The organism is Sphingomonas sp. Root241 (assembly GCF_001428865.1).
Classification (GTDB): domain Bacteria; phylum Pseudomonadota; class Alphaproteobacteria; order Sphingomonadales; family Sphingomonadaceae; genus Sphingomonas.
The window spans coordinates 43,243-63,514 of sequence record NZ_LMIV01000001.1 but is presented as its reverse complement, the minus strand read 5'-3'; the positions used below and the strand labels follow the sequence as shown (position 1 = coordinate 63,514).

Annotated in this window: 22 protein-coding genes and 1 pseudogene; 15 read left to right on the top strand and 8 right to left on the bottom strand. The window is 67.2% G+C overall.

What is annotated here, in order from left to right; genetic code table 11:
- Positions 1-4 precede the first annotated feature (4 nt).
- Entirely contained in the window at positions 5-1,063 is a 1,059-nt protein-coding gene (locus tag ASE13_RS00315) for a DUF3667 domain-containing protein (RefSeq protein WP_056610012.1), read from the bottom strand.
- A 47-nt stretch (positions 1,064-1,110) separates the two neighbouring features.
- On the opposite strand from ASE13_RS00315, the gene ASE13_RS00310 reads away from it, so the two are divergent.
- The 11 genes from ASE13_RS00310 (at position 1,111) to ASE13_RS00260 (ending at position 8,473) form a co-directional block, all read left to right on the top strand.
- Complete coding sequence (locus ASE13_RS00310) at positions 1,111-2,370, top strand: glutamate-5-semialdehyde dehydrogenase (RefSeq protein ID WP_056610009.1); 1,260 nt, start codon at positions 1,111-1,113, stop codon at positions 2,368-2,370.
- Positions 2,371-2,401: 31 nt separating this feature from the next.
- Positions 2,402-2,665, top strand: a complete 264-nt coding sequence (locus ASE13_RS00305) for a CopG family ribbon-helix-helix protein (protein WP_056610004.1) — start codon at positions 2,402-2,404, stop codon at positions 2,663-2,665.
- Positions 2,653-2,940 (top strand): type II toxin-antitoxin system RelE/ParE family toxin, encoded by a 288-nt coding sequence (locus ASE13_RS00300; protein WP_056610003.1) that lies wholly within the window; start codon positions 2,653-2,655, stop codon positions 2,938-2,940. Before ASE13_RS00305 ends, ASE13_RS00300 begins: the two co-directional genes overlap by 13 nt.
- Positions 2,937-3,596 (top strand): nicotinate-nucleotide adenylyltransferase, encoded by a 660-nt coding sequence (locus ASE13_RS00295; protein WP_056610001.1) that lies wholly within the window; start codon positions 2,937-2,939, stop codon positions 3,594-3,596. The genes ASE13_RS00300 and ASE13_RS00295 overlap by 4 nt, the downstream gene beginning before the upstream one ends.
- Before the next feature lie 78 nt (positions 3,597-3,674).
- Positions 3,675-3,986: a ribosome silencing factor gene (gene rsfS / locus ASE13_RS00290; protein ID WP_200955635.1), complete on the top strand. Its 312-nt coding sequence runs from the start codon at positions 3,675-3,677 to the stop codon at positions 3,984-3,986.
- A gap of 16 nt (positions 3,987-4,002) precedes the next feature.
- Positions 4,003-4,425 carry a 23S rRNA (pseudouridine(1915)-N(3))-methyltransferase RlmH gene (locus ASE13_RS00285; protein WP_056609998.1) on the top strand — a complete coding sequence of 141 codons (423 nt, stop codon included), beginning with the start codon at positions 4,003-4,005 and terminating at the stop codon, positions 4,423-4,425.
- Positions 4,426-4,428: 3 nt separating this feature from the next.
- Positions 4,429-5,601, top strand: coding sequence for a murein hydrolase activator EnvC family protein (locus ASE13_RS00280; RefSeq protein ID WP_056609995.1), 1,173 nt, complete (start codon positions 4,429-4,431; stop codon positions 5,599-5,601).
- 65 nt (positions 5,602-5,666) lie between these two features.
- A complete protein-coding gene (locus ASE13_RS00275; protein WP_056614414.1) occupies positions 5,667-6,998 on the top strand; it encodes a S41 family peptidase in 1,332 nt (443 codons plus the stop codon).
- Positions 6,999-7,001: 3 nt separating this feature from the next.
- Positions 7,002-7,484: a disulfide bond formation protein B gene (locus ASE13_RS00270; RefSeq protein WP_056609993.1), complete on the top strand. Its 483-nt coding sequence runs from the start codon at positions 7,002-7,004 to the stop codon at positions 7,482-7,484.
- Positions 7,481-8,014: a demethoxyubiquinone hydroxylase family protein gene (locus tag ASE13_RS00265; protein ID WP_056609989.1), complete on the top strand. Its 534-nt coding sequence runs from the start codon at positions 7,481-7,483 to the stop codon at positions 8,012-8,014. The genes ASE13_RS00270 and ASE13_RS00265 overlap by 4 nt, the downstream gene beginning before the upstream one ends.
- Before the next feature lie 51 nt (positions 8,015-8,065).
- Entirely contained in the window at positions 8,066-8,473 is a 408-nt protein-coding gene (locus tag ASE13_RS00260; protein ID WP_056614410.1) for a hypothetical protein, read from the top strand.
- 7 nt (positions 8,474-8,480) lie between these two features.
- Here ASE13_RS00260 and ASE13_RS00255 read toward each other — a convergent pair whose 3' ends face one another.
- Together ASE13_RS00255 and ASE13_RS00250 are read right to left on the bottom strand one after the other, a co-directional pair.
- Positions 8,481-9,698: a glycosyltransferase 87 family protein gene (locus ASE13_RS00255; RefSeq protein WP_056609978.1), complete on the bottom strand. Its 1,218-nt coding sequence runs from the start codon at positions 9,696-9,698 to the stop codon at positions 8,481-8,483.
- Between the two features lie 67 nt (positions 9,699-9,765).
- The gene (locus tag ASE13_RS00250; RefSeq protein ID WP_056609976.1) at positions 9,766-10,245 is read right to left on the bottom strand and encodes an Lrp/AsnC family transcriptional regulator; all 480 of its coding nucleotides are present in this window, start codon (positions 10,243-10,245) and stop codon (positions 9,766-9,768) included.
- A gap of 116 nt (positions 10,246-10,361) precedes the next feature.
- Between ASE13_RS00250 and ASE13_RS00245 the strand changes: the two genes are divergently transcribed.
- The 4 genes and pseudogenes from ASE13_RS00245 to ASE13_RS20440 all read left to right on the top strand — a co-directional run.
- Positions 10,362-10,724, top strand: coding sequence for a VOC family protein (locus ASE13_RS00245; protein WP_056609973.1), 363 nt, complete (start codon positions 10,362-10,364; stop codon positions 10,722-10,724).
- A gap of 66 nt (positions 10,725-10,790) precedes the next feature.
- Positions 10,791-11,981, top strand: a complete 1,191-nt coding sequence (locus tag ASE13_RS00240) for a parallel beta-helix domain-containing protein (RefSeq protein WP_056609971.1) — start codon at positions 10,791-10,793, stop codon at positions 11,979-11,981.
- The gene (locus ASE13_RS20445; protein ID WP_056609969.1) at positions 11,978-12,997 is read left to right on the top strand and encodes an SO2930 family diheme c-type cytochrome; all 1,020 of its coding nucleotides are present in this window, start codon (positions 11,978-11,980) and stop codon (positions 12,995-12,997) included. Before ASE13_RS00240 ends, ASE13_RS20445 begins: the two co-directional genes overlap by 4 nt.
- A 3-nt stretch (positions 12,998-13,000) precedes the next feature.
- Positions 13,001-13,654 (top strand): annotated as a pseudogene (locus ASE13_RS20440) (UdgX family uracil-DNA binding protein); the annotation flags it as partial.
- Here ASE13_RS20440 and ASE13_RS00225 read toward each other — a convergent pair.
- From ASE13_RS00225 to ASE13_RS00205, 5 genes are read right to left on the bottom strand one after another with little or no spacing between them, the layout of a single operon-like run.
- The gene (locus tag ASE13_RS00225; RefSeq protein ID WP_056609966.1) at positions 13,651-14,457 is read right to left on the bottom strand and encodes an aldo/keto reductase; all 807 of its coding nucleotides are present in this window, start codon (positions 14,455-14,457) and stop codon (positions 13,651-13,653) included. The pseudogene ASE13_RS20440 and the gene ASE13_RS00225 overlap by 4 nt on opposite strands.
- Before the next feature lie 10 nt (positions 14,458-14,467).
- On the bottom strand, positions 14,468-15,160 hold the full coding sequence (locus tag ASE13_RS00220; RefSeq protein ID WP_056609964.1) for a DJ-1/PfpI family protein: 693 nt from the start codon (positions 15,158-15,160) through the stop codon (positions 14,468-14,470).
- A 32-nt stretch (positions 15,161-15,192) separates the two neighbouring features.
- The gene (locus ASE13_RS00215; RefSeq protein ID WP_056609951.1) at positions 15,193-16,806 is read right to left on the bottom strand and encodes an alpha-amylase family glycosyl hydrolase; all 1,614 of its coding nucleotides are present in this window, start codon (positions 16,804-16,806) and stop codon (positions 15,193-15,195) included.
- Positions 16,803-18,590 (bottom strand): alpha-amylase family glycosyl hydrolase, encoded by a 1,788-nt coding sequence (locus tag ASE13_RS00210; protein ID WP_056609948.1) that lies wholly within the window; start codon positions 18,588-18,590, stop codon positions 16,803-16,805. The genes ASE13_RS00215 and ASE13_RS00210 overlap by 4 nt, the downstream gene beginning before the upstream one ends.
- Positions 18,587-20,254, bottom strand: a complete 1,668-nt coding sequence (locus tag ASE13_RS00205) for a tryptophan halogenase family protein (RefSeq protein WP_268801266.1) — start codon at positions 20,252-20,254, stop codon at positions 18,587-18,589. Before ASE13_RS00205 ends, ASE13_RS00210 begins: the two co-directional genes overlap by 4 nt.
- Positions 20,255-20,272: the final 18 nt, after the last annotated feature.

Sequence of the window (20,272 nt, the reverse complement as noted above, 5' to 3'; positions counted from 1 at the left end):
CCACTCAGCCCGTCATCCCCATCGCCACCAGGATCAGCAGGAAGAGCACCAGCACGATCGCGATGAACCAGGTCAGCACCATCGCGCGGAGCACCGCCGACCACCAGCGCAGCTGATAGGCCTGTTTGAGCTGCCGGGTGATGTGGAGGAAGGGGATGAATACGCCCGCCGCGCCCAGCCAGCCCGAGGGCACGCCCAGCTTCGCCGCCAGCGTGATCGCGATGAACAGCAGCGACATGAACGCGATCGAATAGATGATGAAGACCGCGTGGTCGTAGAGCTTGTACTGGCGCTTCCAGAAGAACAGCAGCCACAGGAACGGCAGCGACAGCGGGATCAGCAACCACGAGAATTTGTAGACGCTCGACTGAAGCTTGTAGACCATCAGCGCCGGGTTTTGCTGCCACTTCTCGATGCCGTGATCGAGCGTGTACCAGCCGGTATGCGCGACATTGGCCTCGACCGGGTCTTCCTTGAGCGCCTTGGCCGCGCTGTCGAGGTCCTTCAGCCGCGCGTCGGCTTCGGCGAGGTCCTTGCCCGCGTCCGCGCGGTCGTCGGCGTCGAGATCGGCGTCCCGGGTCTGGCGCAACGCCTTTTCGCGCTGCTTCTCCACCTGGCCCCGCTCGGTCTTGATCGCGGCGAGCGGATAGGCGTTGACCCCGCGCATGTCGGTTGGCGGCGCGATCCCCGCGAAGGAGAACACCGCAAACATCGCGAAGATCGAGAAGAGGAAGATCGCCATCGGCGAGACGAAGCGCGCGCGCTCACCCGCAACGTACCGCCGAGTGAGATCGCCCGGGCGCCATGCGAGCAGCGGCAGCGTGCGCCAGAACTTGCCTTCGAAGTGGAATACGCCGTGGACGATCTCGTGCCCGACCGCACCGAGCGAACGATGGACATGTCCCGATTGTCCGCAGTGATGGCAATGCGGCCCGATCAGCGCAGTGCCGCAATTGAGGCACATCCGGTGCGCGTGCGATTGCCCCTCGCCGGCCCGCGGCTCCAGCGCGCGGCCCAGCAATCCTCCGGTGACGATTTCGCCGGCTGCCTCGAATTCCCCCATGCGCCATGGCCTACCAGCTTGCACCAAGTCGTGCTAGCGGGTGCAGCATGGCCGATGCCGATATCCAGATGCTGATCGCAGACATGACCGCGCGGGCGCGCACCGCCGCGCGCCGGCTCGCGGCGATGACCAGCGACCAGAAGAGCCGCGCATTGCTCGCGGCTGCAGCAGCGATCCGCGAGGCGAGCGACGCGATCGTCGCGGCCAATGCCGAGGACATGGCCGCGGCCGAGGCCTCCGGGCTGTCGGGCGCGCTGCTCGATCGGCTCCGGCTCGATGCCGGGCGGGTCGAGGCGACCGCAGCAGGCGTCGAGGCCGTCGCCCGGCTCGACGATCCGGTCGGCAAGGTGATCGAGCGCGTCGAGCGCCCCAACGGGCTGGTGCTGACGCGCGTGCGCATCCCGATCGGCGTGATCGGCATCATCTATGAGAGCCGCCCCAACGTCACCGCCGATGCCGGCGCGCTCTGCGCGATGTCGGGCAATGCCGCGATCCTGCGCGGCGGTTCGGAAGCGATCCGCAGCAACCGTGCGATCCATGCCGCGCTGGCCAAGGGGCTCGAGGCCGGCGGCATGCCCGCCGACGCGGTCCAGCTCGTCCCGGTCACCGATCGCGCTGCAGTGGGCGCGATCCTGACTGCCGAGGGCGCGATCGACATGGTCGTGCCGCGCGGCGGCAAGGGTCTCGTCGCCCGCGTCCAGGCCGAGGCGCGCGTGCCCGTGCTCGCGCATCTCGACGGACTCAACCACACTTTCATCGATCGCGCGGCCGATCCCGCGATGGCGAGGGACCTCGCGCTCAACGCCAAGATGCGCCGCACCGGCATCTGCGGCGCGACCGAGACACTGCTGATCGACCGCGGTTTCGCCGATCCCGCGCCGGTGCTCGCCGCGCTCGCCGATGCCGGCTGCGAGCTGCGCGGCGATGCCGAAATCCAGGCGATCGAGCCGCGGACGCTGCCGGTGGAATGCGGCGACTGGGACACCGAATATCTCGACGCGATCCTCTCGGTGAAGCTGGTCGACGATGCCGATGCGGCGATGGCGCATATCGCCGCGCACGGATCGCATCACACCGACGCGATCGTCACCGAGGATGCAGGCACTGCCGAGCGCTTCCTTGCGCAAGTCGACAGCGCGATCGTGATGTGGAACGCCTCGACGCAATTCGCCGACGGCGGCGAATTCGGCCTCGGCGCCGAGATCGGCATCTCCACCGGCCGCCTCCACGCCCGCGGCCCGGTCGCGCTCGAGGGGCTGACGACGTACAAATGGGTGGTGCGGGGAACAGGCCAGGCGCGGCCTTGAAGCGGAAAGCCGGTAGGCGTAGCTTGACGATATGAACAAGCCGACTTCCATCACCACGCAGATCGACGCCGAAACGCTCGCCTTGGTGGAACAGCTCGCCGAAGCGCGCGGACGAAGTATCGAAGATTTTGCCGCCGAAGCAATTCAGCGCGTGGCGGAGAGCGAAGCCGACTTCAGAGCCTTTGTCCAGGTGGGGATTGACGCCGCCGACCGCGGCGAATTGGTCCCACACGAGCAAGTGATGGCAGAGCTCGAGGCGCGCATGGAAAAGCATCGGGATCGATGCCGACGCTGAAATGGACCCAGCAAGCCACCGATGATCTCTGGGCGATCGACGCTTGGCTGGAAGAGAATGCTTCCGGCGAGATAGCGCTCGCTACGCTCGCGGCAATCCGCTCTCGCGCTTACTTTCTGGAGAATTTCCCGCACGGAGGACGACCAATTGGCGATGGCGTACGCGTTCTGCGCGTCATCAATACGCCGCATCTGATCGTTTACCGCCTGTCGGGAGACGGCATCAATATCTTGCGCGTGCACCACGAGCGCGAGGACTGGCAAATCGAATTGTGAAACGCATCGGCCTGCTCGGCGGCTCGTTCAATCCCGCGCATCGCGGGCACCGCAAGCTCTCGCTCCACGCAATCCGCGCGCTCAGGCTCGACGAGGTGTGGTGGCTGGTCTCCCCCGGCAATCCGCTCAAGGACAAAGCGGGGATGGCGCCGTTCAAGGCGCGCATGGCCTCGGCGCAGAGGATGGCGCGCCACGCGCCGATCCGGGTCACCGATATCGAGAAGCGGCTCGGGACGCGCTATACCGCCGATACGTTGGATCGGCTCCCGCGGGTCTTTCCCAAACATCGCTTCATCTGGCTGATGGGCGCCGACAATCTTGCCCAATTCGATCAATGGGAACGGTGGCGCGACATTGCGCGGCAGGTTCCGATTGCGGTGATTGCACGTCCGGGCTATGATGCACGTGCTCACGCTAGTCCCGCGATGAGTTGGCTGCGGCGCGCTGTGCGGCCCGCAGGCCAGGCGAAGAAATGGACGAGTTGGAGATTGCCGGCCCTCGTGCTGCTGCGCTTTCGCCCCGATCCGACTTCGGCGACCCGCATCCGCGCCGCCGACCCTGCCTGGCACCGGCACTTTCCGAACGCGCGTTCGATATCCATATCGGCGCCGTCCGTGTCGTCTCCACCGTCGCGCACAGACATGTTGCAACCCTGAGGAATTAACTTGGCCACTTCCCCCAATGTGCAGCGCGTCCCCGGTGCCGATGGCGTCGAGGCATTGCATGCACTCGTGATGACTTCGCTCGACGACGATCAGGCGGTCGAAACCGTCTCGATCCCGCTCGCCGGCAAGAGCAGCATCGCCGACTATATGGTCGTCGCCTCGGGTCGCTCGACGCGCCAGGTGGCGTCGATGGCGACCAAGCTCGCCGAGAAGATCAAGGCCGAGTTCGGCCGGAGCCCCCGCGTCGAAGGCCTGCCCACCGCCGATTGGGTGCTGATCGACGCGGGCGACGTGATCGTCCACCTGTTCCGCCCCGAAGTGCGCACCTTCTACAATCTCGAGCGGATGTGGTCGTTCGGGGAAAACGTAGGGCAGGCCTGACGATCAGGAGCGGCGCATGCTGCTCCATATCGTCGCGCGCGGGCGCATCGGACGCGGGCCCGAGGCGGAGTTGGTCGAGCGCTATCTGAAGCGCGTCGCGTGGCCGACCAGGATCACCGAGCTTCCCGACACCGGCGGCAAGATGCCCGAAGCGGCGCCGGGCGCGCGGATCGTCATGCTCGACGAGACCGGGGAGAACCTGCCGTCGCGCGTGCTGGCGGAGAAACTCGGGCGCTGGCGCGACGACGGCGTGCGCGAGACACGGTTCCTGATCGGCGCGGCGGACGGCTTTGACGATGCCCAGCGCGCGCAGGCCGACCTGCTCGTCTCGTTCGGGCGCGCGACCTGGCCGCATCTGATGGCGCGGGCGATGCTCGCCGAGCAATTGTGGCGCGCCACCTCGATCCTTGCCAATCATCCCTATCACCGCGAAGGGTGAGCCATGGGACCCGCGCGGAGCACCGCCACCGCTGCTGCACTGCTGGCGATGCTCGCCGCGGGAAGCATGGCCGACGCCCAGCAGTTGCGGGAGCAGCAGGCGCGGCTGACATCGGCGAAAGCGGCTTCCGATGCCGCGCAGGCACGCGCGCGGGCGCTCGAGGCCGCCGCCGCCAATGAGCGCGATCAGGCCCTGCAGGCGCGCGCGCAGGAAGCCGCCGCCGCCGAGCGCATCAAGGCCGCCGAAGCCGACATCATTGCCGCCGAGGCACGGATCGCGATCGTCGACCGGCTGCTCGCGGCGCAGCGTGGCCAGGTCGCCGAACGGCAGGGACCGGTGGTGCGGCTTGTCGCCGCGCTGCAATCGATGGCGCGGCGCCCCGCGATACTCGGGCTCGTCCAGCCCGGATCGACCGAGGACATGGTCCATGTCCGTGCCGTGCTGGGCACCACCATGCCCGTCGTCGAGCGACGTACCGCCGAGGTCCGCGCCGAGCTCGCCCGCGTCCAGCAGCTTCGCGCCAATGCCGGAACGGCGGTAAAGAGCCTGCGCAACGGCCGGGCGCGGCTTGAGGCCGAGCGCATCGCTCTCGTCCAGCTCGAGGCCGAGCATCGCGCACGCTCACAGGAACTGGGCCGCAGCGCGCTGGTCGAATCGGACCGCGCGCTCGCACTCGGCGAACGGGCGCGCGACATCGTCGACCAGATGGAGTCGCAGGGCGAAGCCAACCAGATACGGGGAGAATTGCTTGCCCTCCCCGGCCCGCTGCCGCGCCCCGACGCCCAGCCCTCGCCGGTGGCTGCCAAGCGGGTGGCAGCCTATCGCCTGCCGTTGACCGGACAACTGGTCACCGGCCTTGGCGAGCTCTCCGCCACCGGCGTCCGCGCCCGCGGCCTCACGCTGGCCACCGTGCCCAACGCCCGCGCGATCGCCCCTGCCGCGGGGCGCATCGTCTATGCCGGGTCTTTTCGCGCCTATCGCGGCGTGATCATCATCGATCATGGCAATGGCTGGACTTCGCTGATCGCGGGGCTCGGCGGGTTGGCGGTGCGGGTCGGCGATCGGGTTTCGCCGGGGCAAGTGATCGGGAGGGCGCCCGGTGCGGGTGATCCCAGGGTCACGATCGAGCTGCGCCGTCGCGGCCAACCCATGGACCTCACGCAATTGCTCGACTGACAGGCCGTGGAAATGCCGTTATCCTGCACTAGATTGTGCAAGTCGTTTTTGTCGAAAGTCGTATGATGCTTCGTCCGCTTCTCCAGGTCACTGCCGCAGTCAGCGCGCTCGCACTCGTCCCCATTGCCTCCGGCGCGATGGCGGGTGTCGACACCAACAGCTACCGCGAGCTCGACACCTTCATGGAAGTCTTCAACCAGGTGAAGGCGAACTATGTCGAGAAGGTCGACGATCAGACGCTGATCAAGGGCGCGATCCAGGGCATGCTCGCCGCGCTCGACCCGCATTCCTCCTACGCCGATGGGCTCGATTTCGACAATCTCAAGATCCAGACCGACGGCAATTACGGCGGGCTGGGCCTCACCGTGACGCAGGAAGACGGCGCAGTGAAGGTGATCGCGCCCACGGAAGACACGCCGGCGGCGCGCGCGGGAATCAAGTCGGGCGACTTCATCACCCATCTCGACGGCAAGTTCATCGTCGGCGGCAGCCTCGACGAGGCGATCGAGCAGATGCGCGGCCAGCCGGGCACCAAGATCAACCTGACGGTCGTCCGCCCCGGCGCCGACAAGCCGCTCCAGTTCAGCCTCGTGCGCGAGATCATTGTGCAGAAGCCGGTGAAGTGGGAGGTCAAGAACGGCGTCGGCTATATCAACATCAACACCTTCACCGCACAGACCGGCGCCGACACGATCAAGGCGATCCAGGGCATCGACAAGCAGCTCGGCCACAAGCCGCTCGGCTATGTCGTCGACCTTCGCGAGAATGGCGGCGGGCTGCTGAGCGAGGCGATCGCGGTTTCCGACGTGTTCCTCGGCCATGGCGAGATCGTTTCGCAGCGCGGCCGCGAGAAGAACGACATCGAGCGTTATTATGCCGAATCGATGGTCCCGGGCGATCTCGCCAAGGGGCTGCCGGTGATCGTGCTCGTCGATTCGGGCACCGCTTCGGCTTCCGAGATCGTCGCCGGCGCGCTGCAGGATCATCATCGCGGGCTCGTGATGGGCGTGCGCAGCTTCGGCAAGGGATCGGTGCAGACCATCCTGCCGATGGGCCAGCGCGCCGCGCTGCGGCTCACCACCGCACGCTATTTCACGCCTTCGGGCCATTCGGTGCAGGAAGGCGGGATCAAGCCAGATCTGCTCGTGCCGCAGATCTCCGATCCCGATTACAAGGATCGCACGGTGATCCGCGAGGCCGACCTTCGGAAGCATTTGATCAACGCCGAGAAGGTCGACGACGCGACGCTCGAGGACGATGCGCGCACCGATCCGCGCTTCGCCCAGACCGCCGAGCAGCTCAAGAAGCAGGGCATCGACGACTTCCAGCTCCATTATGCGCTGCAGACGATCGCCCGCTCGGGCGGCAAGCCCCAGGTCGCAGTCAAGGGCCGCTGAGGCGTGCGCAAAGACGGGCTCCGCACCGCGCGGCTGATCGCGCTCCTGCTGCCGGCCGCATTGCTCGCCGGGGCGTGGGGGTCGCAATTGTTCGGGCTGGTGCCGTGCGAGATGTGCCATTGGCAGCGCTGGCCGCATTATGCTGCGATTCCAGTTGCGCTGCTGGCGTTCGCGCCGCTGCCGCGCCCGGTGCAGATGCTGTTCGTGCTGTTCGCCGCGGTGCTAATCGCAGTCAGCGGCGCGATCGGCGTGTTCCATGCCGGCGTCGAATATCATTGGTGGCAGGGGATCACGGCTTGCACCGCCCCGGTCGGGCACGGCGACGCGATGGACATTCTCAATCAGGCGCTGCGTCGCCCGCTGGTGCGTTGTGACGTACCGCAATGGACGCTCTTCGGGATCAGCCTCGCGGGCTTCAACGCAATCCTTTCGCTGGGTGGAGCCGTGGCGATCTTCGCGCTGGCGCCGCGAAAGGCGCGGCGATGAGCTGGAAGCCGGGTGATCGCCGCGAGGGCCATGACGCGATGGTCCGCGTCGATCAGGCCGGCGAATATGGCGCGACGCGCATCTATGCGGGGCAGCTCGCGGTGATGGGCGATCGCACGCCGATGGCGCGCATGATCAATGGCATGGCCAATCAGGAAGAGCGCCACCGCGCCTTTTTCGACGCGATGATCGCGCGCCGCGGCGTGCGGCCGACTGCGCTCCAGCCCTTCTGGAACGTCGCCGGCTTCGCATTGGGCGCCGTCACCGCGGCGATCGGCCCGTCCGCCGCAATGGCCTGTACCGCGGCGATCGAAACCGAGATCGACCTGCATTACCAGCGCCAGCTCGCCGAACTGGGCGACGGCGATCCCGAACTGCGCGATGCCGTGGCGCAATTCCGCGACGAGGAAATCGAGCATCGCGACACGGCGATCGCATCGGGCGCGGAAAATGCGGTGGCCTATCCGCTTCTATCGGGGCTGATCCGGATGGGGTGCCGGGCGGCCATTGCAGTATCGAAACGGATATGACAGGCCGGGTCAGGCGTTGAGGCGCCAGGACAGGCGCGAGGAGACAGCATGATGCTCAAGCGGATCGTGATCGTGGCAGGGCTTGCCGCAGCGCCCCTGCTGGTACCGGCCGCACAGGCGCAAAATGCCGCGCAGAACGGCGTCCTGCTCATCTATGGCAACGACAAATGCCCGACCAACGACAATGGCGAGGAAATCGTCGTGTGCCAGCGGCTCGACGAGAGCGAGCGCTTCCGCATCCCCCAGTCGCTGCGCGAACAGCCCGGCCGGCCGCAGGCGAGCGAAAGCTGGGCAGTGCGTTCGGAGGATGCGCTGGACACGGGCCGGACGGGCGGCGTCGGCAGTTGCTCGACGGTGGGCCCCGGCGGCTCGACCGGATGCTTCGTGCGCCAGGCCACCCGCGCGCGCGCCGAGACGCGGGCGCGCCGGGAAGAAGCGTCGAACCTGCCGCTGCCCTGACGCAGCCTCAGCCCGGGCGGCGTACCAGCCACGCGGGCGGATCGCGCAGTACGCATTCGCCGATGATCCACAGCATCGCCGCGGCGCGAAAGCCGGCGGCGATCGCGATATGGGTGGTAGTCGCGGCGGGCCAGGCATGTTCGTTCCCGGCGAACCACCAGAATTCGGCGAAATAGGCGGCCACGTCGCCCAGCACGAATAGCGCAACGGGCCATAATCGCGGCGCGGTCATCAGCAGCAGCGGGTAGAGCCACAGGTCGAATTGCGGCGAATAGACCTTGTTGGTCAGCATGAACCAGGCGAGCACCGGCGTGAGCAGCACCCAGAGGTGGGTTCGATGCTTGCGCCAGCCGAGCCCGACGATCAGCGCCGCGCCCACCACGAAGCCGATCGCGGCATAAAGGTTGCGCTGCTCGATCCAGGTGAACCACCAGCCCATGTTGGAGAAGATTTCCCAGCTCGCCGCCGCCGTGCCCTGACGTTCCTGCGAGAAGCGATAGAATTCGCTCCAGTTCTCTGGCGCGAACCAGGCGACCGGCAGATTGACCAGCCCCCATGCCCCGATCGCCGCCGCCGACAGCGCCGCGGCACGGAGCAGCCGCTCGCGCCAGGGCCGGGCGTCACCGAACAGCGCGCTCAGTCCGATCAACGGCAATGCGAGCACCGGGAACAGCTTGGCCGCGGTGCCGAGCCCCGCCGCCGCCGCCGCGGGCACCAGCCGCCCTTCGCGCGCGAGCAGAAGCGCGCCGACCGCGAGTGCCGCCGCAGCCATATCCCAATTATGCCCGATATAGAGGATCAGAGGCGGCGCCAGCGCCCACGCCCATAGCCTTCGCCGATCCATCCCCGCTTGCAGGAACAGCTTGAGCACCAGAGCCGCGAGCAATCCGTTGGCTACCACTACGACACCGAGAAAATGGCCATCACGCGCGCGCTCGCCGAACAGCAATCGCGTCGCGGTCCCCTCAACCCAGATCTGCGCGCCGGTGAGCACCGGATATTCCATCTGCGCCTGGAAATAGGGTATCTTGCCCTCGGCCACGCCACGCCCGTGCCAAAAGGGCATCACGTCGTTATAGCAGCCGGTGGTATATTGCTCGGCATCGGTCCAGCCGCCGGGCACGCAATGCCCCTTGAACAGCCAGCCAGCGCCGATGGTAAGGGTTAGCGCGATCCACAGCCACGCCACGCGCCAGTTCACATCGCGTGGAAGAGCCCAACCCATGGCCCGGCTGCTTATCGCGCGCGACCAACGGCGTCCATGCCGACTGCTTGTCGAATGTCGATAAGCCTCAGTCCTCAAGCTGTACGGGCACGAACAGGCTGCGCTTGCCTACCCCCAGCGCGACATTGGTGGTGAAGCGGCGAACGTTCGGATTGTCGCCCATCAGCCGGCTCATCAGCGTGTCATACGCACCGACATCGGGCGCGACTACCACCAGCACGAAATCGGCGGTGCCGGTGACGTAGTAGACCTGCTGGATCCACGGCTCGGCGGCGAGCCATTGGCGCAGGCGCGCGATCAGCTCGGGCCGCTCGCGCTCGATCTCGAGCGCGGCGAGGAAGAAGTTCGGCTTTCCCACCTTGAGCGGATCGACCACCGCGGCGGTGGCGACGATGACGCCGTCGTCGCGCAGCCGCTTGAGCCGGCGCAGCACGGCGGAGGGCGAGAGCCCGACTTCCTCGGCGAGCGCATCTGCGGTGCGCGCCGCGTCGTGCTGGACGAGGGTGAGGAGCTTGCGGTCGAACGCGTCGAGGTCGGATCGGGCCATCGCCGTCACTCTAGCGTCAACCTTCGCCGAAATCCGCCATTTTGTCCCGCCATTTCGCCGGAATCCAGCGCACGCCGCCCTTATCTCTCTCCGTGCGTTCTTCAAGGAGCCCCCCGATGATCGACCATATCGAAATCCGCACGTCGCGCATGGCCGAAAGCCTGTCCTTCTATGCCCAGGCGCTCGGCCCGCTTGGCTACACCCAGAAGGTCGATGGCGACGCCAAGGGTTTCGGCAATGACGATGCGCTCGACCTGTTCCTCGTCGAGGGCACGCCGTCGGACGTGCATTTCGCCTTTGCCGCGCCCGATCGCGCGATGGTGGACCGGATCTACGATGCCGGCCGCGCTGCGGGGCTGACGCTGGACCGGGCGCCCGCGCTCGCCCCGCACATTCACCCGAATTACTATGCCGGCTATCTCCGCGATCCCGACGGACGGCTGGTCGAGTTCGTCTGCCACGTCGCCGAACCCGGTTAATTAACAAGGGTGTCAATTCGCTTCGCCCTGATTATCATGCCCCAAAAATGAAGATGGGAGAGCAGGATGAAGCGATACTGGACGCTCGCGGCCGTGCTGGCTGCCGGCCCGGCGGCGGCGCAGACCGTGACCGTGGAGCCCGGCGCAAATGCCCAGGAGCGGCTGCAGGCCGCCCTGATCGAGGCGAAGCCGGGGAGTATTGTGCGGATCGGCGCGGGCCGCTTCGAACTCACCGACGGACTCAGCCTCGATGTCGACCGCGTGACGGTGCGCGGTGCCGGTCCCGACAAGACCATCCTCAGCTTCAAGGGACAGCTCGGCGCCGGTGAGGGACTCCTCGTCACGTCGGACGATGTCGTGCTGCGCGGTTTCGCGGTGGAGGACAGCAAGGGCGACGGGATCAAGTCCAAGGGCGCCGATCGGATCGTCTACAAGGACATCCGCGTCGAATGGACCGGCGGCCCGAAGGCGACCAATGGCGCATATGGCGTCTATCCGGTCGAGAGCAGCGACGTGCTGATCGACGGAGTCCTGGTGAAGGGCGCGTCGGATGCGGGCATCTATGTCGGCCAGTCCGACCGGATCATCGTCCGCAATTCGATCGCGACGCACAATGTCGCGGGGATCGAGATCGAAAATAGCGGCCATGCCGACGTGACCGGCAATCTGGTCACCCACAATACCGGCGGCATCCTGGTGTTCGACTTGCCGGCACTGCCCCGGCGCGGCGCGGGCTGGGTGACGGTGAGCGGCAACAAGGTGGTCGACAACGACACGCCCAATTTCGCGCCCAAGGGCAACATCGTCGCGACGGTGCCCACCGGCACCGGCGTGCTGATCATGGCCGCGAACAACGTCACGGTCACCGGCAACGATCTGGCCGGCAACGGCACCGCCAACATCATGGTCATCGCCTATCGCCAGCCCTTCGACGACAAGGGCTACAACCCGCTTCCGCGCCATATCCATCTCGCCGCCAACCGGCACGGCCGCGCCGGCTTCGCGCCGGCGATGCCGGGGAGCGCCGAGCTCGCCAAGGCGCTGGGAGGCATTTTGCCGCCGATCTTCTGGGACGGCACCGGCGGCGACGCAGTGGACCTGACCGGCGACAATCAGGTGCCGGTACTGTCGCTCGGTCTCGCGCTCGGCGCGGGGATCGAGACCGCCAAGCCGCAGCCGGTCAAGCTTCGCGAAGAGATTCCCCCGCCGCTCGGCGTGGTGACCTTGCCCCCGGCGATGGAGGCCGCGGCCAAGTGAAAGCATTGCTGAGCGCCGCGGCACTGCTGTTCGCGGCGCTGTTCGCGCGGGCCGATGGCGTTAATGACGCGGCGATCACCGGCGAGGACCTACCCGTACATCTCTCCGAATTCGGACTGTTCACCGACCTTGCGACGCGCACCCCCGCCGCACGGATGGTTCGCTACGATCTCGAGACCGCGCTCTTCTCCGATTACGCCGAGAAGGAGCGTTACCTCTATCTGCCAGAGGGCGCGCAGGCTCGCTATGATCCCGACAAGGCGTTCGACCTTCCGGTGGGCGCCGCATTGGTCAAGACCTTCGGCTATCGCGCGGGCGGCGTATTCAAGCCGCTCGAGACGCGGCTGCTGCTCCACCGCGCGAGCGGCTGGGTGGCGCTTCCCTATGTCTGGAACGCCGCAGGCACCGACGCGGACCTGAAGCGCGCCGGCACGCGAATCCCGGTGACCTTCACCGATCCCTCGGGCATGTCGCGCAGTATCAGCTATGCGGTGCCCAACCAGAACCAGTGCAAGGACTGCCACGCGCTGGGTGGCCGGGTGACACCGATCGGCGTCAAGGCGCGCTACCTCAACCATAACGGCCAGCTCGAGAGGCTGCTCGCCGCCGGCATGCTCGACCGGCTGCCGCCCGACGCGCCGCGCATCGCCCGCTGGGATGACCGCGCCGCGCCGGTCGAGGCCCGCGCCCGGGCCTATCTCGAGATCAATTGCGCGCATTGCCACAACCCTGCCGGTGCCGCCTCGAATTCGGGCCTGTTCCTCGACTGGCGCCAGCGCGACCCTGGCGCGCTCGGCATCCTCAAGCGCCCAGTCGCGGCAGGACGCGGCAGCGGCGATCGCGACTTCGCGATTCAGCCGGGCGCTCCCGACGCCTCGATCCTGATCTATCGGATGGAGAGCACCGATCCGGGGATCGCCATGCCCGAGCTCGGCCGCGCCACCGTCCACAAGGAAGGCATCGCACTTGTCCGCGAGTGGATCGTGGAGATGCCGAAATCCGCCCCCGTGCGTTAGGGAGCGGATGCCCGGACACGGGAGGCAAGCATGGTGCGGACGGCGCGAAACTCGATCGGCGGCAACATCGAAACGGCCTGGGAAGCGCTGCGCGCCGAGGCGGCGAGCTGTACGCGCTGCCATCTGTACAAGCATGCGACGCAGACGGTATTCGGCGAGGGGCCGATCGATGCGCGGATGATGTTCGTCGGCGAGCAGCCGGGCGATCAGGAGGACCTTGCCGGGCGACCGTTCGTGGGGCCCGCCGGGCAGATATTCGACAAGGCGATCGGCGCGGCGGGAATCGATCGCGGGCGCGTCTACGTCACCAACGCGGTCAAGCATTTCAAGTTCGAGCCGCGCGGCAAGAGGCGGATCCATTCGAAGCCCGATGCCGGCGAGATCCAGGCGTGCCGCTGGTGGTACGAGCAGGAGCGGCTACTGGTGAAGCCCGCAATGACTGTCGCGCTGGGCGCCACCGCGGCGCGGCAGATGCTGGGCAAGGTCGTGACGATCAGTGGCACGCGGGGCAAGGCGATCGAGCTCGCCGAGGGGGGGCTGGGCTGGGTGACGATCCACCCCAGCTTCCTGTTGCGCATGCCCGACAAGAGCCGCGCCGAGGACGAATTCGCCGCTTTCGTGGAAGATCTTAGAGGAGCGGCGAAGGCGGTCGGCTAAAGCTTGGCGGGGTCCGGCCCCAGCCGGCCGGCGGGATCGTCGAGCGTGTCGATCGCGGCCATGTCCTCGGGTTCGAGCGTCACGCTGCCCGCCGCGAGATTGGCGGCGAGCCGCTCGCGCGCCGAGGCCTTGGGAATCACCGCTAGCCCGTGATGCAGATGCCAGGCGAGGATCGCCTGCGCGGGCGTGCAACCCCGCGCTTCGGCGATGCGGACGATCCCGGGATGTCCGAGCATCGTCCCCTGCCCCAACGGCGCCCAGCTCTGGGTCAGGATGCCGTGCGCGGCGTGGAATTCGCGCAGCGCGCGCTGCTGGAAGCCCGGATGAAGCTCCACCTGGTTGAGTGCCGGCGCCACGCCGGTCGCGTCGATGATCGCGCGCAGATTGTCGGCACCGAAGTTCGACACGCCGATCGACTTGGCCCGCCCCTCGTCGCGCAGCCGCACCAGCGCCTTCCATGTCTCGACATAGTTGCCGAGCGACGGCATCGGCCAGTGGATCAGATAAAGGTCGACATGATCGCGCCCGAGCCGTTCGAGACTCTGGTCGAACGCCCGCAGCGCCGAATCGAACCCCATGTCGCTGCGCCACAGCTTGGTTGTGACGAACACGTCGTCTCGCCCGCCCAGGCCGGCAGCGACACCGGTCTCGTTGCCGTAGAAGGCGGCGGTATCGACCAACTTGTAGCCGACCTCGAGTCCTTCGCGGGTGATCCGCTCGGCGTCGTCATTGGGGACCAGATAGGTACCGAAACCGATCGCGGGGATCGTGCGGCCGTCGTTCATCATCAGTGTATCGGGCATGGCAGGTCGCTTAGCTGTCGGATCGCGCCTCCGCCAGCCGCGCTGCGATCGCGCGCACTTTTTCCTCGCGGCCGGGCGCGAATTTCTCGACCATCGCATGGTAGCGCGCGAGCGTCGCCGGATCGGCACGTTCGGGAGAACCGCTGTCGAAGGGCGGCGCGGGATCATATTCGAGGCTGAGCTGGACGAATCTCGCATGGTCCTCGCCACGTATTCTGGCGGTGAGGGCGAGTGCGAAATCAATGCCTGCGGTGACGCCGCCGCCGGTGACGCGGTTGCGATCGAAGACGACGCGTTCAGCCGCCGGTTCGGCGCCGAAGAAAGCGAGCTGATCGCGCGAGGCCCAGTGGCAGGCGGCGCGATAGCCGGTGAGCAGCCCGGCGGCGGCGAGGATCAGCGACCCGGTGCAGACGCTGGTGACCCATTGCGCGTCCCCGGCAACCTGCCGGACCCAGGCAAGCGTTTCGGGATCCTCCATCGCGGCGATCGTGCCGAAGCCACCGGGGACGCAGAGAATGTCGGTGCGCTGAACCTCGGCGAAGGTCGCAGTGGGCAAAAGCGCGAATTGCGCATCGGTCTCCACCGGTTCCCGCGTCTTTGCGACCAGGTCGAGCTTCACGTCGCCCATTCGCGACAGCACTTGCGCGGGCCCGGTCAAGTCGAGCTGCGTGACGTTCGGGAAGAGCAGGAAGGCTATGTGCATGGCCCATCCTACCCGACAAACCCCCGGCGCCGCTACTCCGCGATCAGCGCGGCGAAGGGCGGCAGCAGTTCGGGGGTGGCGCCGTTGATCGCCTGAACGACGCGCCGGCCGTGCAACGCCGCGGGTGCCGGCAAGGCGTTGTCGCCGAGGTTGAACGCGCAGAGCAGGGTCTGGCCCCCGGCCTCACGCTCGAACAACAGCAGCGCTTCGTCTGCCTGCCGGATCGTGATCGATCCGGTCATCAGCGCCGGGCTCGAATGGCGCAATGCGATGAGACGGCGCGTGAGATTGAGGAGCGATTCCGGATCGGCCTCCTGCCGATCGACTGCCAGCGCGGCGTGATCGGGGCCGAGCGGGAGCCAGGGGCGACCCTGCGTGAAGCCCAGCTGGGGCGCGTCGGCCTTCCACGGCATCGGCGTGCGGGCGCCGTCGCGGCTCAGGGTCAGCGGCCAATTGGTGATCGCCTCGGGATCGCGGAGATGCTCGAAGCCGATCTCGACCTGAGTGAGCCCCAATTCCTCGCCGTAATAGAGGATCGCATTGCCGCGCAGCGACAGCAGCAGCAGCATCTTCAGCCGCGCGAAGGCGGCCGCGTGTTCGGACGCGATCCAGCGCGAGATCGCGCGGGGCGCATCGTGATTCTCGAAGGCCCAGCTCGGCCAGCCGATCCCGGGCGCATGCGGCCAGCCCGCCACCGCGCCCTGCACCAGCGCGGGAGTCAGACGATCGGCATAGAGGAAGTTGAAGCCATAGGCGCTGTTGAGCCGGGTCTCGCCTTCGGTGAACAGATGCATCTCGGGCTCAGGCGCAGGCCCGCCGACCTCGGCCACGGTGAAGCGCCCGCCGAAATCGTCCGCCAGAGCACGCAGCTTTTCGAGGAAAAGCGGGATATCGGTGTGGCTCTGGTTGTAGATGTGCTGCTGGAAATCGAACGAGCGGGTGCGCGGCGCGCCGATGTCGGGCGCGGGCGGATTATCGCGCAGCTCGGGATCGTGCATCGTGAAGTTGATCGCATCGAGCCGGAAGCCGTCGACCCCGCGTTCGAACCAGAAGCGCGCGACGCCGAGCGCGGCTTCCTGCACCGCCGGATTGTGGAAGTTGAGATCGGGCTGCTCGCGCAGGAAATTGTGGAGATAATATTGGCCGCGGCGCGCGTCCCACGTCCAGGCCGGGCCGCCGAACACCGATTGCCAGTTATTGGGGGGCGAGCCGTCGGGCCGGGCATCGGCCCAGACATACCAGTCGGCCTTGGGATTGTCGCGGCTGGCGCGGCTCTCCTGAAACCAGGGGTGCTGATCCGAGCTGTGCGAATAGACCTGATCGATCAGCACGCGCAGCCCCAGCTGGTGTGCGCGCGCGATCAGCGCGTCGAAATCGGCGAGCGTGCCGAACACGGGGTCGACGCCGCAGAAATCGCTTATGTCGTAGCCGAAATCGCGCATCGGCGAGGTGAAGAAGGGCGACAGCCACACTGCGTCGACACCCAATGAGGCGACGTGATCGAGATGCGCGGTCACGCCCGCCAGGTCGCCGACGCCGTCGCCGTTCGAATCGGCGAAGCTGCGCGGATAGATCTGGTAGATCACCGATCCGCGCCACCATTCGCGCGTATCGGTGTCGGGTTGCGGGGCAAGCACTCGGTTCATTGCGACTTTCCGGCGGCGCAGACGGCATAGCCGAAGGCGGGTAGGGTCAGGGTGACGCTGCCGGGGGCGGCGGCGGTTGCGGGGCAGGCGCCGGCGAGCGACGCGAACGTCGTCGAGCCGGTCTCCACCTGAACGTTGCCGGTCCAAGGCTGCGGGCTCGAATTGAACGCGATCAGGATCTCCGCGCCGCTATCGGGATCGAAGCGCGAGACCGCGAACAGGCCGGGCTTGTCGCCGGCGAAGCGCACGATCTGCCGGCCGCGGGTGAGCGCCGGGTGTGCGCGGCGCAGCTTCGCCAGCGTGGCGATTTCGCGGAACAGCGGATGATCGGTGTCGAAATTGGCGACGGCGTTGGTGCGGGCCGTGCCGAGCAATTGGTTGTCGTTATAGACCGCCACCTTGCTGGCGAACATGTCCTCGCGCGCATTCTGATCGTCGCCGTCGCCGACGAAACCCTGCTCGTCGCCCGAATAGATCGTCGGCACGCCGCGCAGCAGGAGCAGCATCGCATGAGCGAGCCGGTCACGCGCCAGCAGTTCCTCCGCGCTCGCATTCGGATTGGCCTTGCGGATGAAGAAGGCGGCGCGGCCCTGATCGTGGTTGCCGAGGAAGGTGGGGAGCCTGCGCGCAGTCGCCTCGCCGCCTTCGTAGAGCGGATCGGCGGCGAATACCGCGGCGAGCTTGTCGGTGCCGACCTCGCCAGCGCTGACCGCGTTGACGGTGCGCGCGAAGGCGAAATCGAGGACGGTCGGCAATTTGTCGACGCGGGTGTGCCGGGCGAGTGCCGACGTGTCGGGATCGGCGACTTCGCCGAAGATATGGAAGTTGGGAATGCCCTTCGCTTTGGCGCGTTCGAGCATCGCCGGCGCGAACGCCGCCCAGAATTCGGGGTTCACGTGGCGCGCGGTATCGATGCGGAAGCCGTCGATCCCGAAGCGATCGATCCAGCTCCCGAAGATCTCGATCATGCCCGCGATCACGCGCGGATGCTCGGTGAACACGTCGTCGAGCCCCACGAAATCGCCCATCGTCGAACTCTCGCCCGCGAAGGTCGAGTTGCCGCGGTTGTGGTAGTAGATCGGATCGTTGAGCCAGGCCGGGACCTTCACCTGCCGCTCCGCCGCCGGCACGAACGGCGTATAGGCGTAATCGGGCCGGGTCAGTTTCGCGAAATTTTCGGGCGTCCGGATGTCGTCGCCGGCGAAACCGCTGTTGATCGCCGCACCGGCGACGCCGCCTTTGCGCCCGTACGGAAACTCGGCGCGAGACCGATACGTGCAGTCGCCGCACTCGCGATACCGGATCACGTCCGCGGTGTGATTGACGATGATGTCCATATAGACCTTGATCCCGCGGGCATGCGCCGCGTCGACCAGGGCCTTGAAGTCCGCATCGGTGCCGAGATGCGGGTCGACCATGGTGAAGTCGGTCACCCAATAGCCGTGATAGCCGGCGGATTCCTGTCCCTTCGGGCCCTGCACCGGCTTGTTCTTGAAGATCGGGCCGACCCAGATCGCGGTGGCACCGAGCGCCTCGACATAATCGAGCCGCTTGGTCAGTCCCTTGAGATCGCCGCCATGGTAGAAGCCCTTGGCCGCGGGGTCGAAGCCGGTGACGAGTCGGTCGCCCTTCAGTCCGCCGCGATCATTGGCGGTGTCGCCATTCTCGAACCGGTCGGGGAGCAGGAAATAGAGCACCTCGTCCTCGGGCAGGCGATCGCGATAGCTCTGCGCGGCGGCAGGCATGGCGGCGAGCATGGCAAGGAAGAACGCGGCGAGCTTCATGCGGCGATCTCCTCGTGCGCGGCGCAATGCTGGCGGATGAAAGCGGCGTGATCGGGCATCTGGGCGACTTCGCGCGCAGTGAGCTTGGCGAGCAGATCGAGATATTCGGCGAGCTCCGCGCTGCCCGGCCGGTCGGCGAGCGGGTGGTGCCCCTCGGCGGCGATCCCCTGCCCGACGAGCACCTGCAGCCACGCGACTTCGCTGAACAGGTCACTCTCCTCGCGGACGATCTGGCCCGAGGCGCGCCACAGCGCGATCTTGTGCGCGAGGCTCTCCGGCAACGGCGTCTCGCGGCGCGCGCGCCAGAAGGGCTCGTCGCGATCATTGGCGGCGTAATGGAGGATCAGAAAGTCGCGGATGCGATCATATTCCCGATCGGCCTGGCGATTATACTCGGCGCGCTGAGCCTCGCCGATGCACCGCCCGGGAAGGAGCTTGAGGATCCGCTCAACCGCCGACTGGATCATGTGGATGCTCGTCGATTCGAGCGGCTCGAGAAAGCCGCTCGCCAGTCCGACGGCGATGACATTGGCCTGCCAGAAGGCACGGCGCTTGCCCGGCATGAAGCGGAGCGGACGCGGATCGGCGAGCGCAGGCCCGTCGAGATTGGCGAGGAGCTGCGCCGCCGCTTCGTCGTCGGACAATGCGTCGCTGGAATAGACGATACCGTTGCCGGTGCGGTGCTGGAGCGGGATGCGCCATTGCCAGCCGGCGGCGTGCGCAGTGGCGCGGGTATAGGACGTGAAGTCCCCCGCGCGCGCGCTCGGCACCGCGAGTGCCCGGTCGCAGGGCAGCCAGTGCGACCAATCCTCATATCCGACGCCGAGCGCGTCAGCGATCAGCAGGCCGCGAAAGCCGGTGCAGTCGATGAACAAGTCGCCCGCGATTTCAGGGGAGTCGTCTGGAGCAGCCTCCGCCTGGGCTGACGCAACCCCAACCGTTCGCCCTGAGCTTGTCGAAGGGCGGCTGTCCGCTTGCGATGCGCCCGTGGATGGGAGGGCTTCGACAGGCTCAGCCCGAACGGAAGAGGGGCGGTTCAACCCATCATATGTCCGCTCGAGCCGCAGCGCGGTGACGTCACCGGTTCCGGAATCGCGCAGCACCTCGACGATCCGCCCCTCGTGCCGCACGACGCCGGCCTGCTCGGCGTAGCTCCGCAGGAAGCGCGCATAGAGGCCCGCGTCGAAATGGAATGCGTACGGCATTTCGGGCAGCATCGCCGCAGTGTGCGCGGGCCCGCGCTGCATGCGATTGGCGAGCGCCGCCGCATTGTTGAGCGAATACTCGGCGAGCGGCCGGGCCACGCCCTCGGCCATGCCGCGCAGCCAGCTATGCTGGAAGGCGACGCCGCCATTGGGCCGGCCGACATCGCCGAACGCGTGCATGTAGCGGCCACCCTTCGTCCAGCCGACGAATTCGATCGCGAGCTTGAACGTCGCCTGCGTCGCGGCGATGAACGCGTTCTCGTCCACCCCCAGCCCGGCATTGAACATGCGGATCTGCGGGATGGTCGCCTCCCCCACCCCGACCGTGCCGATCTCCTCGGATTCAACCAGAGTCACGCTGGAGCCGGGGCCGAGGAAGCGGATCAGCGCGGCGGCGGTCATCCACCCTGCGGTGCCGCCCCCGGCCACGACGATGCGATAGGGCTGTTCGGACGCCACTTTACGCTCCCGGAAAGG

What these genes read in the sequence shown, in the direction of transcription:
- ASE13_RS00250 (WP_056609976.1), bottom strand. Translation starts at nt 10,245, where the DNA reads ATGGCCCGATCCGACCTCGACGCGTTCGACCGCAAGCTCCTCACCCTC.
- ASE13_RS00210 (WP_056609948.1), bottom strand. Translation starts at nt 18,590, where the DNA reads ATGAAGCTCGCCGCGTTCTTCCTTGCCATGCTCGCCGCCATGCCTGCC.
- ASE13_RS00275 (WP_056614414.1), top strand. Translation starts at nt 5,667, where the DNA reads ATGCTTCGTCCGCTTCTCCAGGTCACTGCCGCAGTCAGCGCGCTCGCA.
- ASE13_RS00255 (WP_056609978.1), bottom strand. Translation starts at nt 9,698, where the DNA reads ATGGGTTGGGCTCTTCCACGCGATGTGAACTGGCGCGTGGCGTGGCTG.
- ASE13_RS00300 (WP_056610003.1), top strand. Translation starts at nt 2,653, where the DNA reads ATGCCGACGCTGAAATGGACCCAGCAAGCCACCGATGATCTCTGGGCG.
- ASE13_RS00305 (WP_056610004.1), top strand. Translation starts at nt 2,402, where the DNA reads ATGAACAAGCCGACTTCCATCACCACGCAGATCGACGCCGAAACGCTC.
- ASE13_RS00245 (WP_056609973.1), top strand. Translation starts at nt 10,362, where the DNA reads ATGATCGACCATATCGAAATCCGCACGTCGCGCATGGCCGAAAGCCTG.
- ASE13_RS00220 (WP_056609964.1), bottom strand. Translation starts at nt 15,160, where the DNA reads ATGCACATAGCCTTCCTGCTCTTCCCGAACGTCACGCAGCTCGACTTG.
- ASE13_RS00240 (WP_056609971.1), top strand. Translation starts at nt 10,791, where the DNA reads ATGAAGCGATACTGGACGCTCGCGGCCGTGCTGGCTGCCGGCCCGGCG.
- ASE13_RS00265 (WP_056609989.1), top strand. Translation starts at nt 7,481, where the DNA reads ATGAGCTGGAAGCCGGGTGATCGCCGCGAGGGCCATGACGCGATGGTC.
- ASE13_RS00310 (WP_056610009.1), top strand. Translation starts at nt 1,111, where the DNA reads ATGGCCGATGCCGATATCCAGATGCTGATCGCAGACATGACCGCGCGG.
- rsfS (WP_200955635.1), top strand. Translation starts at nt 3,675, where the DNA reads ATGACTTCGCTCGACGACGATCAGGCGGTCGAAACCGTCTCGATCCCG.
- ASE13_RS00260 (WP_056614410.1), top strand. Translation starts at nt 8,066, where the DNA reads ATGCTCAAGCGGATCGTGATCGTGGCAGGGCTTGCCGCAGCGCCCCTG.
- ASE13_RS00280 (WP_056609995.1), top strand. Translation starts at nt 4,429, where the DNA reads ATGGGACCCGCGCGGAGCACCGCCACCGCTGCTGCACTGCTGGCGATG.
- ASE13_RS00215 (WP_056609951.1), bottom strand. Translation starts at nt 16,806, where the DNA reads ATGAACCGAGTGCTTGCCCCGCAACCCGACACCGATACGCGCGAATGG.
- ASE13_RS00285 (WP_056609998.1), top strand. Translation starts at nt 4,003, where the DNA reads ATGCTGCTCCATATCGTCGCGCGCGGGCGCATCGGACGCGGGCCCGAG.
- ASE13_RS00225 (WP_056609966.1), bottom strand. Translation starts at nt 14,457, where the DNA reads ATGCCCGATACACTGATGATGAACGACGGCCGCACGATCCCCGCGATC.
- ASE13_RS00315 (WP_056610012.1), bottom strand. Translation starts at nt 1,063, where the DNA reads ATGGGGGAATTCGAGGCAGCCGGCGAAATCGTCACCGGAGGATTGCTG.